The following is a 12,927-nucleotide window of genomic DNA, read 5'->3' on the forward strand; positions in this document are numbered from 1 at the left end:
ACCGGAAATAACATCATGCTTAAAACGCTATCGATTCGTACCGGCTTGCTCTCTTTACTGGCCGTTATGACCCTTCTGCTGCTGATTGTCAGCGGCATCGGCATTTATGCCCTTACACAAAGTTCCGCTTCTCTCCAGCGCATCAATCATCTTCAGGGTGAACAGATGGTGCAGCTGAATGCCGGCTATACGCTGATCCTGCGCGCGCGTAACGAAGCGGGGCAGGCCGTCCGCATGATGGAGGTCGGCCTGCTGGACGATGCGGCCAGGGCGGTCAAAACCATTAACCAGGAAGTGGCGCTGGCACAGAAAACGCTGAAGGACGTGATCGGCAGCGGCGTGGCGGATGAGCAGGGGCAAAAGCTGCTGGATAACGTTGCCGCGAGTCTGGCGGTGTACAACCAGCAGGGTATCAGCCCGATGCTGAAAGCCCTGAACGAGCAAAGCGCGGACAGCTATTACGATCTGCTGGAAAACAAGCTGGTCCCGGTGGCGAAGCAGTTTGATAACGATATGCAGGCGTTCCAGGCATGGAGCGAGGCGCGCGGTAAAGCGGAGGTGAGCGCCGTGCAGGCGAGTAAAACCCGCGTGCTGATCCTGATTATCGTCGCGGCGCTGCTGACGGCTGGCATTATCGTGCTGGCCTGGCTGGTGCTGCGCCATATGCTGCTCAAGCCGCTTTCAGCCTCGATTGCCCAGCTGGAACATGTGGCGGCCGGGGATTTAACCCATACCCTGAACGCGCCGGCGAGCCAGGAATTTAATCGCCTTAACGCGGCGATCGAAGGGATGCGCCAGTCGCTGATGGACTCGGTTCTGCGGGTGCGTGACGCCAGCTCGCAGATTGATACCGGCAGCCGCGAGCTGACGGCCGGGAATATGAACCTGGCCCAGCGCACGGAATCCACCGCCACCTCGCTGGAGCAGACGGCCGCCAGCATGGAAGAGATCACCGCCACGGTGAAACTTAACGCCGATAACGCCGAGCAGGCGCACCAGCTGGCGAAGTCGGTCTCCGATACCGCCGATCACGGCAGTGAAATGGTCTGCTATGTCATTGAGAAGATGCGCGACATCTCCGGCAGTTCGGCGCGCATCGCCGATATCCTGAGCGTCATCGACGGCATTGCCTTCCAGACCAATATTCTGGCGCTGAACGCCTCCGTTGAAGCGGCGCGTGCGGGTGAGCAGGGGCGAGGTTTTGCGGTCGTGGCGGGTGAGGTGCGTAATCTCGCCAGCCGCAGTGCTGATGCGGCGAAAGAGATCCGCTCGCTTATCAGCGATTCGCAAACCCACGTGAACGAGGGCAGCGAGCTGGCGCAGCAGGCCGGTGAGACGATGGACGAGATCGCCACCGAAGTACTGCGTATGACCAAACTGATGCGTGAAATTGCGACGGCGTCCCAGGAGCAGAGCCGCGGTATTGAGCAGGTGAATATCGCCGTCAATCAGATGGATGAAACGGCGCAGCAAAATGCGGCGCTGGTCCAGCAATCATCTGCGGCAACTCGTTCCCTGGAGGAACAGTCGCGCGAGCTGATGGAAGCGATGGCCTCCTTCAAGCTGACGATGCAAACGGCCTGAAAAAAAGGGGAGCCTGCCTGGCTCCCCTTTTCGTGCGTTACGCGTCCGGGAATTCGCGGATCATGCGTTCAACGTCATCCACCATATGGCGGTTGCCGACGAAGAATGAACGGCGCTGGTGCAGGCTTTCCGGCACGATATCCAGAATACGCTCTTTACCGTCGCTCGCCTTGCCGCCTGCCTGTTCGGCCAGGAATGCCATCGGGTTGCACTCGTACAGCAGACGCAGTTTTCCGTCCGGGTGGCTGGCGGTGCTTGGGTAGAGGTAAATACCGCCCTTCAGCAGGTTACGGTGGAAATCCGCCACCAGCGAGCCGATGTAGCGCGAGGTGTACGGGCGCTGGGTGGCTTTATCCTCTTCCTGGCAGAATTTGATGTACTTCTTCACGCCGTTCGGGAATTTGATGTAGTTGCCTTCGTTGATGGAGTAGGTGTTGCCCTTCTCCGGGAAGCGCATACGCTCCTGGCACAGGCAGAACACGCCCAGGGACGGATCGTAGGTAAAGGCGTGTACGCCGCAGCCGGTGGTGTACACCAGCATGGTGGACGAGCCATACACCACATAACCGGCAGCAACCTGTTTACTGCCCGGTTGCAGGAAGTCTTCTTCCGTCACCGGTGTGCCAACCGGCGTGACGCGACGGTAGATGGAGAAAATGGTACCGACAGAAACGTTAACGTCGATGTTGGAGGAGCCGTCCAGCGGATCCATCAGAACAACGTATTTCGCGTGTTCACACCCTTCGAATACGACGATCTCATCTTCTTCTTCAGAGGCGATACCCGCAACGATGTCGCGCGCGCGCAGTGCAGCTTTCAGTTTTTCATTGGCGAACAGGTCGAGTTTCTGCTGAACCTCACCCTGAACGTTCTCGGCACCGCTGGCACCCAGGATATCGACCAGACCGGCCTTGTTGATATCGCGGTGGATGATCTTAGCGCCCAGCTTTATTGCCGACAGCAAAGCAGTGAGCTCACCCGTAGCATGAGAGAACTCGTGCTGCTTCTCGACAATAAATTCACCTAACGTTTTCATAACACTTTCCCTGCATCTTATGTTGAGTAAAGCGGTTGATGTCCAACAATCTTAACAAACATTCAAATATTAGCGCAGAGGTGAATCGCGCCAGCAAAATACGGATTTACCTGAAATGCGTTTCACAGCCGCTGACATGTGAGTAAAATGTGCGCCACATTGAAGAAGGATAGTGACGTATGCGCATTCATATATTGGGGATTTGTGGCACTTTCATGGGCGGACTGGCAATGCTGGCGCGCTCGCTGGGCCATGAAGTGACAGGTTCGGACGCCAATGTGTATCCGCCGATGAGCACGCTGCTCGAGAAGCAGGGAATTTCTCTGATTCAGGGATATGACGCCAGCCAGCTGGAGCCGCAGCCGGATCTGGTGATCGTGGGTAACGCCATGACCCGTGGGAATCCATGCGTTGAAGCGGTGCTGGAACGCAATATCCCGTACATGTCTGGCCCGCAGTGGCTGCATGATTTTGTCCTGCGCGACCGCTGGGTTGTCGCCGTTGCCGGGACGCACGGCAAAACCACCACCGCCGGTATGGCGACCTGGATCCTCGAAGCCTGCGGCTACAAGCCGGGCTTCGTGATCGGCGGCGTACCGGGGAATTTCGACGTCTCCGCGCGTCTGGGCGACAGCCCGTTCTTTGTGATTGAAGCGGATGAATACGACTGCGCGTTCTTCGACAAGCGCTCCAAGTTCGTGCATTACTGCCCACGCACGCTGATCCTCAACAACCTTGAGTTCGATCACGCGGATATCTTTGACGACCTGAAAGCGATTCAGAAACAGTTCCACCATCTGGTGCGCATTGTTCCGGGTCAGGGCCGCATTATCCTGCCGGAGAACGACATCAACCTGAAGCAGACTATGGCGATGGGGTGCTGGAGCGAGCAGGAGCTGGTGGGCGAGCAGGGGCACTGGCAGGCGAAAAAGCTCAACGCTGATGCCTCCGAATGGGAAGTGCTGCTCGACGGTGAGAAAGTGGGCGAGGTGAAGTGGGGCCTGGTGGGCGAACACAACATGCACAACGGCCTGATGGCGATCGCCGCGGCGCGTCACGTGGGCGTACTGCCTGCGGATGCCGCCAATGCGCTGGGCACGTTTATCAACGCCCGTCGCCGTCTTGAACTGCGTGGCGAAGCCCACGGTGTGACGGTGTATGACGATTTCGCGCACCACCCAACGGCCATTCTGGCGACGCTTGCCGCATTGCGTGGCAAAGTTGGCGGCACCGCGCGCATTCTGGCCGTGCTGGAACCACGTTCGAACACCATGAAAATGGGCATCTGCAAAGACGATCTCGCACCGTCCTTAGGGCGTGCCGACGAGGTCTTCCTGCTGCAACCGCAGCATATTCCGTGGCAGGTGGCCGAAGTGGCAGACGCCTGCATTCAGCCGGCGCACTGGAGTGCGGACGTGGATGTCTTAGCGGATATGGTGGTGAAAGCCGCACAGCCTGGCGATCACATTCTGGTGATGAGCAACGGTGGGTTTGGTGGGATCCATCAGAAGCTGCTGGACGGTCTGGCGAAGAAAGCCGCGGCCGCAGAGTAAAAAAAGCCCGGTGGCGTTAGCGCTTACCGGGCCTAAATTTTTTCGCACGACCTTGTAGGCCGGATAAGGCGTTTACGCCGCCATCCGGCGCAAACCCGCACAGATTACTCTTCGTTCTCAGACAGCTCGCGCAGATACTGGAAAATCAGGCGCGCAGACTTCGGCGGCTTATTCCCTTCTTTCTCTTTCTTCGCGTTGCGGATAAGCGATCGCAGCTGCTGGCGGTCGGCATTCGGCCACAGGTTCAGCACTTCAGGTACCGCGTCATCACCTTGGTCGATCAAACGATCGCGGATCTGCTCCAGCTTATGGAACAGCGCAACCTGCTGGTTGTGGCGGTTTTTCAGTTTGTCCAGCGCCTGACGGATCGGCTCCACGTCGCGCTGACGCAGCAGTTTACCGATAAGCTGAAGCTGGCGGCGACGCCCTTCTTTCTTGATTTTCTGTGCCAGTTCAATGGCATCACGCAGATCCTGGTCGAGCGGGATCTTATCCAGCGCGTTTTTACCCAGTTCTACCATTTCTGCGCCAAGCTGTTTTAACTCTTCGGCGTCACGTTTAATTTCACTTTTACTGACCCAGATGATCTCATCATCTTCGTCTTCGATGTCATCACCGGGAACGTCGTCGAGCCAGTCTTCGGGCTGCTTAGTCATGTCAGGCTCCTTAAAAAAAGAGGCTAATGTTACCAGTTAAGACGCGCACTGAAAAACGGTTCTCTGTTAGACTTCACTTAACTCTCTCTTACAGTATGGCATTTGCGATGAAAGTAACCTCACAAGTTGAAGCGCAGCGTAAGATCCTGGAAGAAGCCGTCTCCACCGCGCTGACGCTCGCTTCAGGTAAATCAGATGGCGCCGAAGTGGCGGTCAGCAAAACCACCGGCATTAGCGTGAGCACCCGCTATGGCGAAGTGGAGAATGTAGAATTTAACAGCGATGGCGCGCTGGGGATCACCGTGTATCACCAGAATCGTAAAGGCAGCGCGTCGTCTACCGATCTGAGCCCGGATGCCATCGCCCGTACGGTGCAGGCGGCGCTGGATATCGCGCGTTACACCTCCCCGGACCCTTACGCTGGTGTGGCCGATAAAGAGCTGCTGGCGTTTGACGCGCCGGATCTCGATCTGTTCCATCCCGCGGAAGTGACGCCGGATGAAGCCATTGAGCTGGCCGCGCGAGCCGAGCAGGCCTCTTTGCAGGCTGACAAACGCATCACCAATACCGAAGGCGGCAGCTTTAACAGCCACTACGGCATTAAAGTGTTTGGTAACTCCCATGGCATGTTGCAGGGGTACTGCTCAACCCGCCACTCGCTTTCCAGCTGCGTCATCGCCGAAGAAAACGGCGATATGGAGCGTGATTACGCGTATACCATTGGCCGCGCGCTGGGAGATTTGCAGTCTCCGGAGTGGGTGGGAAAAGCGTGCGCCGAACGCACGCTGTCACGCCTTTCGCCGCGTAAACTCTCCACCATGAAAGCGCCGGTCATTTTTGCCAACGAAGTGGCAACCGGCCTGTTTGGTCATCTGGTGGGAGCGATTGCGGGCGGTTCGGTGTACCGTAAATCGACCTTCCTGCTCGACTCGCTGGGCAAGCAGATCCTGCCGGAATGGCTGACCATCGAAGAGCACCCACACCTGCTGAAAGGGCTGGCCTCTACGCCGTTCGACAGCGAAGGCGTGCGCACGGAACGTCGTGATATCGTGAAAGACGGCATTCTGACCCAGTGGCTGCTGACCAACTACTCCGCGCGTAAGCTGGGGCTGAAAAGCACCGGGCACGCGGGCGGCATTCATAACTGGCGCATTGCCGGACAGGGCCTGAATTTTGAACAGATGCTGAAAGAGATGGGCACCGGCCTGGTGGTCACCGAGCTGATGGGGCAGGGCGTGAGCGGTATCACCGGCGACTACTCTCGCGGTGCGGCGGGCTTCTGGGTCGAAAACGGTGAAATTCAGTATCCGGTGAGTGAAATCACCATCGCCGGCAACCTCAAGGACATGTGGCGCAATATTGTTACGGTCGGTAACGATATTGAAACACGCAGCAATATTCAGTGTGGTTCTGTATTACTGCCGGAGATGAAAATCGCCGGGCAATAATCCCCGTAAAAGCCTGATTAATAATAAAAAAGGAAGTGAGCAATGCGTAAACACCTGTTAGCGATCGTCGCGGCTTCAACGCTGGTTCTTGGCTCATCTGCGTTTGCTGCCGATCTCGAAGACAACATGGACATCCTCAGTGAAAACCTGAAGGTGGTGCAGAAAACGGACAATGCGGCGGACATGAAAGACGCATTGACTAAAATGCGTGAAGCCGCGCTGGATGCGCAAAAAGCGACGCCGCCGAAGCTGGAAAGCAAAGCGGCAGACAGCGCCGAGATGAAAGACTACCGCCACGGTTTTGACGTGCTGCTCGGCCAGATTGACGGCGCGCTGAAGCTGGCGAACGAAGGCAAAGTGAAAGAAGCCCAGGCGGCAGCCGATCAGTTTGTCGCGACCCGCAACACGTACCACAAAAAGTATCGTTAATTGGGTGCCTGAGCTGTACGTCCTCTCCCCGTATGCGGAGGCGCATGATGCGCCCCCGCATCGTTGCTCCCTACTTGCCGGAGCGACAATCCATCCGCGCTGTCACTTCAAGCGAGCCGTTACGAAAACGGATCTCGCACAGTGTTTTCCTCGTCACCAGCGTTAAGATGATTATTGTCAAAGAAATAATCATCAAAACCCCGATACTTGGGTTTCTGCGTTTCATGGATGCCTCCTTGCTTTTAAGCGGGCGAGGTAGCGAACTCCACGGTGTGACGTGTCGTTTCGAGCCCCCGCCCTGATTTTTTATCAGGCGGGGCTTTCCACTTTCCGTCCCATGCCTGAGACGGTCAGTCTCAAGCACCCGCCGCCACTCTAGCGGATCCCCATAAGAAAACCTTATCCACGTCACATTTCTACGAGCCTGCTCGTAATCTTTTCCACTCCGCTTACCAGTCTAATGCCGCGTAATAGCGTGATATTCATCACGTAAATCCAGCGATTTATACAGATTCACCGCATTTATGTGGCACAGATCACTGCCGCTGCTCGCCTTTCCACTTCGAAGTGGAAAACAACTCGCTACAAACAATTCCCCCTCGACGTTAGTTTTATTCCAGAGCCATTAACGGGGTAAGACGAGTGATTAACGGAGCGGTAATGAACGACGTTGGGGAACAGGCGGTGCAAACAGAACAGCTCGCGAACACCATGCTTCAGCAGGTCTACGCCCTGCTGGCCCGGCACAACATCATTCCCAACGCGGTACAGGAGCAGATGCTGACCTCCCACGTTCGCGCAATGGCGCACCGGTCCGTGACCGGCGAGCCGCTGCCGGAGGTTGAAGCAGAGCTGTTCGACGAAATTTCACCAGATTCAATGCAACTCGCCCGTGAAGTGGTAGCGCAGTTCGGCAACCTTCCTGATGAAGAGGCCTGGCTGCTCTCCGTTCACTTCGAAGTCGCGAAAGACAACCTTTAAGGAGCAACACATGGAACAGATTACAGTCGTGATTGGCGATCGCCTGGGTAAAGGTCAGAAAGTGGCTGCGGGTGTGGAAAAAGCCGGCGGACGCGCGGTTGTCGTACCGGGCATGGCAGCGGATATGAAGCTCGGTGACGTGATGAAAGCAGAAAACGCCACCTTCGGGATCTCCTTCTGCGGCAGCGGCGGCGCGGGCGCCATCACCGCTCAGACCAAATATGGCTACAAGGCCAAATACGGCATGCGCTCCGTGGATGAGGGGGTGACCGCCATCAACGAAGGCTGCAACGTGCTGGGCTTTGGCTTTATGGATAAAGAAGAGCTGGGCGAGCGTCTGGTACAGGCGTGGCAGAAGAAATACGGCGCGTAAGCATGAAAGAACAGTTCACAACCACGGTGAGAGTGAAGGGGAAGGGCGACGCCAAAGCGCGCGCCTTTGCCGACGCCCTCAACCACGTTCAGGCTGCGGTGATGAAAGCCTCACCGCATATCTTACTGCGTATTGAGCCACAGGATGTGCAGGTTGTTCAGGCGCAAGAAGCGGTGCGAAAAGAAGCGTTTCTGTTCTTCTTTTTGCGCCGGGAAAGACGCACCTACAGCGTGGAGCTGGATGTGACCGTCAACGTGACCGCCATCAATCTCGACCAGGTGGATTTCGTCACGCAACGCTGATTATTCATAAAAGGGCAGACTGATGTTCTTAATTATATTAATAAAATCGCTCATCATTGGCGGCCTGGTTGGCGTCGGTGTTGGCGCCGGGGCTGCACGCATGTTTCATGCGCCTACCACTCAGGGTATGGGCGCGTTTCGTACGTTGGGGGAACTGAACTCCTGCGAAGGGGATCCGGCGTCCCACTTCTCCTTTGGGTTAGGTTTCTTCTTTAACGCCTGGGCCTCTTCCGTGGCCGCAGGTGCCTTCACACAGGACGTTGACCACCGCATCATCCCGAACTGGGGTGCTGCTGCACTGATGATTAAAAACCGTAACGTCGGTGAAACGCTGCATGACCCGCGCAAAATGGCGATTGCCTGCGGCATCATCGGCATGATTGTCGTGACCTTCCTTAACCTGACCGCCTCCTCCGTTCCGGCAGCGCTTCAGGTGACCGCCGTGAAGGTGCTGGTACCGGCGGCGAACCTGCTGGTCAACACCGTGATGCCGGTGATCTTCTGGCTGGCGGCCATCGACGCGGGTAAAAAATCGGGCTTCTGGGCCACCATCTTTGGCGGCGCGGCACAGCTGATCATGGGTAACGCCGTACCGGGTCTGGTACTGGGTATTCTGATTGGTAAAGGTGTTGAAGAGAGTGGCTGGAACCACGTCACCAAAGTGATGATGGCGGCGATCGTCCTGCTCTTCGTGCTGAGCGGCTTCTTCCGCGGTTTCGACATGAAGATGATCGAATCCTTCCATCTGACCGTGCCGAACTGGCTCGACATGATCCACAACTCGCTCAGCGGTAAATAACAGGAGCCTCTAAATGGAACAGAATAAAGGTTTTTGGTATGCCGACTGGTCGTTCCCGATCTTCGTTGGCCTGCTCTCCTCCGGCGTCTTCGCCGGGACGCACATGTACTACCTCTACGGCATCGGCGCGTTTAACGAAGTGGCCTTCGTGGCGATGCTGAAAGCGGGAATCGATACCGGCGTCTACGGCGCGGTGGCGGCATTTGGCGCGAGCTTCCTGTTCGCCCGTATTATCGAAGGCTCGCTGGTGGGTATTCTCGATATCGGCGGTGCGATCCAGACCGGCGTGGGCCTCGGCGTTCCGGCGCTGCTGCTGGGCGCGGGGATCATGTTCCCGGTGACCAACTTCATTGCCGCGCTGATTACCGGCCTGGTGATTGGCCTGGCGATTGGCTACGTCATCATCCTGGCGCGTAAGTTCACCATCAATCAGAGCAACTCCACCTACGGCGCAGATGTGATGATGGGCGCGGGTAACGCCTCCGGCCGCTTCCTCGGGCCGTTGATTATCCTCAGCGCCATGACCGCCTCCATTCCAATCGGCGTCGGTTCCCTGGCAGGCGCGCTGCTGTTCTACATCTGGCAGAAGCCGATTACCGGTGGCGCCATCCTCGGCGCAATGATTTTGGGCTGGCTGTTCCCGGTCGCCCTTTAATACCCGCGGGCGCTTCGGTGCCCGCTTTATCAGGAGATCCTCATGTTTGATTTACTCCTGCGCCGTGCGCGCCTCGCCGACGATACCCTGACCGATATCGCCATCCAGGACGGGAAGATTGCCGCGACAGGCGACATTGACGCTCCCGCCCGCAAAACGGTTGAGCTGAACGGCGACGTGTTCGTCAGCGCGGGCTGGATTGACTCCCACGTCCACTGCTACCCGAACTCCCCGATTTACCACGACGAGCCGGACAGCGTGGGCATTGCCACCGGCGTCACCACCGTGGTGGACGCGGGCAGTACCGGAGCCGACGACGTGGACGATTTTTACGCCATCACCCGCAAAGCCTCCACCGAGGTGTTTGCCCTGCTGAACATCTCCCGCGTGGGGCTGATCGCCCAGAACGAGCTGGCCAACATGGCGAACATTGACGCCGATGCGGTGAAGCAGGCGGTGACGCGCCACCCGGATTTTATCGTTGGCCTGAAGGCGCGCATGAGCAGCAGCGTGGTCGGTGAAAACGGCATCACCCCGCTGGAGCGCGCGAAAGCGATTCAGAAAGAGAACGGCGACCTGCCGCTGATGGTGCACATCGGCAACAACCCGCCTAACCTCGATGAGATTGCCGAACTGCTGAGCTCCGGCGACATCATCACCCACTGCTACAACGGCAAGCCTAACCGCATTCTGACGCCCTCCGGCGAGCTACGCGCCTCCATTACGTCTGCACTGAAGCGCGGCGTGCGCCTGGACGTCGGCCACGGCACGGCGAGCTTCAGCTTTGAAGTGGCGAAGCGCGCCATTGCGATGGGCATTCTGCCGCATACCATCAGCTCGGATATTTACTGCCGCAACCGCATCAACGGCCCGGTCGGCTCGCTGGCGAGCGTGATGTCGAAATTCCTCGCCATCGGCATGTCATTGCCGCAGGTGATTGACTGTGTCACGGCCAACGCCGCCGACGGCCTGCGCCTGGCGCGCAAAGGCCGCATTCAGCCTGGCCTCGACGCCGATCTGACGCTGTTTACGCTCAAGCGCCAGCCGACGGTGCTGACGGATGCCGAAAACGACAGCCTACAGGCTGAACACATTCTGATGCCGCTTGCCGCGATCCGCGCGGGCAAGGGCTACATGACCGAACAAGGGAGCACGGAACATGCCTTCGATTTATGAGAAGTACAACTTAAAGCAGGTTATCAACACCTCTGGCCGCATGACGGCGCTGGGTGTCTCCACGCCGCGCCCGGAAGTGGTGCAGGCGGCGATGGACGGCATGAATCACTATTTCGAGATGAAGGATCTGGTCAATAAAACCGGGGAATACATCGCGAAGCTGCTGGAGGTGGAAGGGGCGACGGTGGTCTCCTGCGCGTCGGCGGGCATTGCCCAGTCCGTGGCGGCGGTGCTGGTGAAAGACAGCGACTGGCTGCTGGAAAACCTGCACGTCACACCGATTGAAAACAACGAAATCGTCCTGCCGAAAGGCCACAACGTGAACTTTGGCGCGCCGGTGGGCACCATGGTGGCGCTGGGCGGCGGCAAGCTGGTGGAGGCGGGCTACGCCAACGAATGCTCTGCCGATCAGCTGGCGGCGGCGATCACTCCGCGCACGGCGGCGATCCTCTACATCAAATCGCACCACTGCGTGCAGAAAAGCATGCTCAGCGTCGAGCAGGCGGCGGTCGTGGCGCGCAAGCACGATCTCCCGCTGATCGTCGATGCGGCGGCGGAAGAAGATCTGCACGCCTACTACCGCTCCGGTGCCGATCTGGTGATCTACAGCGGCGCGAAGGCGATCGAAGGGCCAACCAGCGGGCTGGTGATCGGCAAAACCCAGTACGTTGAGTGGGTGAAGCGCCAGACGGCGGGCATTGGTCGCGCGATGAAAGTGGGCAAAGAGGGTATCCTGGGCCTGACCTGCGCCATCGAACACTACCTGACGGCGACCAAAGAGAGCGGGGCCGAGATGGTGGCGAAGATGACGCCGTTTATCGACGCGTTGAACACCCTGAACGGCGTGACCGCGCGCGTGGTCTGGGACAGCGCCGGGCGTGACATCGCCCGCACCGAGATTAAGTTTGACGAAGCCACCACCGGCGTCGGCACCGGTGAACTGGTGAACGCGCTGAAACAGGGCGAATACGCCATTTACTTCCGTGGCTATAAGGCCAACGAAGGGATTATCGAGGCGGACGTGCGCAGCGTGAATGCTGACCAGCTGAACATCGTGTACCGCCGCATTAGCGAAGTATTAGGACAGGAGAAAAAAGCATGAAACTGACCCCCAACTTTTACCGTGACCGCGTCTGCCTGAACGTGCTGGCAGGCTCAAAGGCCAACGCCAGCGCCATTTACGAGGCGGCGGAAGGTCATGTGCTGGTGGGCGTGCTCTCCAAAAATTACCCGGACGTGGCGAGCGCGGTTGCGGACATGCGCGAATACGCAGCCCTGATTGATAATGCGCTCTCCGTGGGGCTGGGCGCGGGCGACCCGAACCAGTCAGCGATGGTGAGTGAAATCTCCCGCCAGGTGCAGCCGCAGCACGTTAACCAGGTCTTTACCGGCGTGGCCACCAGCCGCGCGCTGCTGGGGCAGAATGAGTCCGTGGTCAACGGTCTGGTCTCCCCGACCGGCACCGTCGGCATGGTGAAAATCTCCACCGGCCCGCTGAGCAGCAAAGCGCCGGACGGCATAGTGCCGGTTGAAACCGCTATCGCCCTGCTGAAAGATTTCGGCGGCAGCTCCATCAAGTACTTCCCGATGGGCGGCCTGAAATGCCGTGACGAATACCAGGCGGTGGCGGAAGCCTGCGCCCGTCACGACTTCTGGCTGGAGCCGACCGGGGGAATCGATCTGGAGAACTTCGAGGCGATCTTGCAGATCGCCCTGGATGCGGGCGTGAGCAAAATCATCCCGCATATCTACAGCTCGATTATCGATAAAGCCAGCGGTGATACGCGTCCGGAAGATGTGCGTACGCTGCTGGCGATGACGAAGAAGCTGGTTAAGTAGAACCTGCCCCTCACCCTAACCCTCTCCCACCGGGAGAGGGAACCTTTACCCCCTCTCCCTTTGGGAGAGGGCTGGGGTGAGGGGAAACAAACCGCA

At 58.1% G+C, this 12,927-nt stretch carries 15 protein-coding genes; 12 read left to right on the forward strand and 3 right to left on the reverse strand.

The features are described from left to right. Window positions 1-15 precede the first annotated feature (15 nt). On the forward strand, window positions 16-1,584 hold the full coding sequence (locus IMQ56_RS12135) for a methyl-accepting chemotaxis protein (protein WP_015572503.1): 1,569 nt from the start codon (window positions 16-18) through the stop codon (window positions 1,582-1,584). A gap of 37 nt (window positions 1,585-1,621) precedes the next feature. Here the strand turns inward: IMQ56_RS12135 and fbp are convergent, their stop codons facing one another. After that, window positions 1,622-2,620 carry a class 1 fructose-bisphosphatase gene (gene fbp / locus IMQ56_RS12140; RefSeq protein ID WP_003856070.1) on the reverse strand — a complete coding sequence of 333 codons (999 nt, stop codon included), beginning with the start codon at window positions 2,618-2,620 and terminating at the stop codon, window positions 1,622-1,624. A 179-nt stretch (window positions 2,621-2,799) separates the two neighbouring features. Between fbp and mpl the strand changes: the two genes are divergently transcribed. Further along, complete coding sequence (gene mpl / locus IMQ56_RS12145) at window positions 2,800-4,173, forward strand: UDP-N-acetylmuramate:L-alanyl-gamma-D-glutamyl-meso-diaminopimelate ligase (RefSeq protein WP_032608369.1); 1,374 nt, start codon at window positions 2,800-2,802, stop codon at window positions 4,171-4,173. Between the two features lie 104 nt (window positions 4,174-4,277). Here the strand turns inward: mpl and yjgA are convergent, their stop codons facing one another. After that, on the reverse strand, window positions 4,278-4,829 hold the full coding sequence (gene yjgA / locus IMQ56_RS12150) for a ribosome biogenesis factor YjgA (protein ID WP_017383918.1): 552 nt from the start codon (window positions 4,827-4,829) through the stop codon (window positions 4,278-4,280). A gap of 95 nt (window positions 4,830-4,924) precedes the next feature. On the opposite strand from yjgA, the gene pmbA reads away from it, so the two are divergent. Continuing rightward, window positions 4,925-6,277, forward strand: a complete 1,353-nt coding sequence (gene pmbA, locus IMQ56_RS12155) for a metalloprotease PmbA (protein ID WP_015572506.1) — start codon at window positions 4,925-4,927, stop codon at window positions 6,275-6,277. A gap of 42 nt (window positions 6,278-6,319) precedes the next feature. Then, entirely contained in the window at window positions 6,320-6,706 is a 387-nt protein-coding gene (gene cybC / locus IMQ56_RS12160; RefSeq protein ID WP_032652320.1) for a cytochrome b562, read from the forward strand. 70 nt (window positions 6,707-6,776) lie between these two features. Here cybC and IMQ56_RS12165 read toward each other — a convergent pair whose 3' ends face one another. Further along, a complete protein-coding gene (locus tag IMQ56_RS12165) occupies window positions 6,777-6,932 on the reverse strand; it encodes a Hok/Gef family protein (RefSeq protein ID WP_017383916.1) in 156 nt (51 codons plus the stop codon). A gap of 416 nt (window positions 6,933-7,348) precedes the next feature. On the opposite strand from IMQ56_RS12165, the gene IMQ56_RS12170 reads away from it, so the two are divergent. The 8 genes from IMQ56_RS12170 to IMQ56_RS12205 are packed head-to-tail and all read left to right on the forward strand — an operon-like array spanning window position 7,349 to window position 12,831. Continuing rightward, window positions 7,349-7,687: a PRD domain-containing protein gene (locus IMQ56_RS12170; RefSeq protein WP_026080657.1), complete on the forward strand. Its 339-nt coding sequence runs from the start codon at window positions 7,349-7,351 to the stop codon at window positions 7,685-7,687. A gap of 10 nt (window positions 7,688-7,697) precedes the next feature. Beyond that, on the forward strand, window positions 7,698-8,060 hold the full coding sequence (locus tag IMQ56_RS12175) for an SFCGS family glycine-rich protein (protein ID WP_006810339.1): 363 nt from the start codon (window positions 7,698-7,700) through the stop codon (window positions 8,058-8,060). Between the two features lie 2 nt (window positions 8,061-8,062). Further along, a complete protein-coding gene (locus tag IMQ56_RS12180) occupies window positions 8,063-8,362 on the forward strand; it encodes a DUF4312 family protein (protein ID WP_006810338.1) in 300 nt (99 codons plus the stop codon). 22 nt (window positions 8,363-8,384) lie between these two features. After that, window positions 8,385-9,161 carry a DUF4311 domain-containing protein gene (locus IMQ56_RS12185; RefSeq protein WP_006810337.1) on the forward strand — a complete coding sequence of 259 codons (777 nt, stop codon included), beginning with the start codon at window positions 8,385-8,387 and terminating at the stop codon, window positions 9,159-9,161. Between the two features lie 13 nt (window positions 9,162-9,174). Beyond that, on the forward strand, window positions 9,175-9,816 hold the full coding sequence (locus tag IMQ56_RS12190; RefSeq protein WP_047364826.1) for a DUF4310 family protein: 642 nt from the start codon (window positions 9,175-9,177) through the stop codon (window positions 9,814-9,816). Between the two features lie 42 nt (window positions 9,817-9,858). Continuing rightward, entirely contained in the window at window positions 9,859-10,992 is a 1,134-nt protein-coding gene (locus IMQ56_RS12195) for an amidohydrolase/deacetylase family metallohydrolase (RefSeq protein WP_023302980.1), read from the forward strand. Beyond that, window positions 10,976-12,094, forward strand: coding sequence for a DgaE family pyridoxal phosphate-dependent ammonia lyase (locus IMQ56_RS12200; protein ID WP_023295814.1), 1,119 nt, complete (start codon window positions 10,976-10,978; stop codon window positions 12,092-12,094). The genes IMQ56_RS12195 and IMQ56_RS12200 overlap by 17 nt, the downstream gene beginning before the upstream one ends. After that, complete coding sequence (locus tag IMQ56_RS12205) at window positions 12,091-12,831, forward strand: KDGP aldolase family protein (RefSeq protein WP_017694646.1); 741 nt, start codon at window positions 12,091-12,093, stop codon at window positions 12,829-12,831. The genes IMQ56_RS12200 and IMQ56_RS12205 overlap by 4 nt, the downstream gene beginning before the upstream one ends. Window positions 12,832-12,927 lie beyond the last annotated feature (96 nt).

The sequence above is a fragment of the Enterobacter sp. Res13-Sevr-PEC09-46 genome (assembly GCF_015672585.1).
Lineage (GTDB): Bacteria > Pseudomonadota > Gammaproteobacteria > Enterobacterales > Enterobacteriaceae > Enterobacter > Enterobacter hormaechei_C.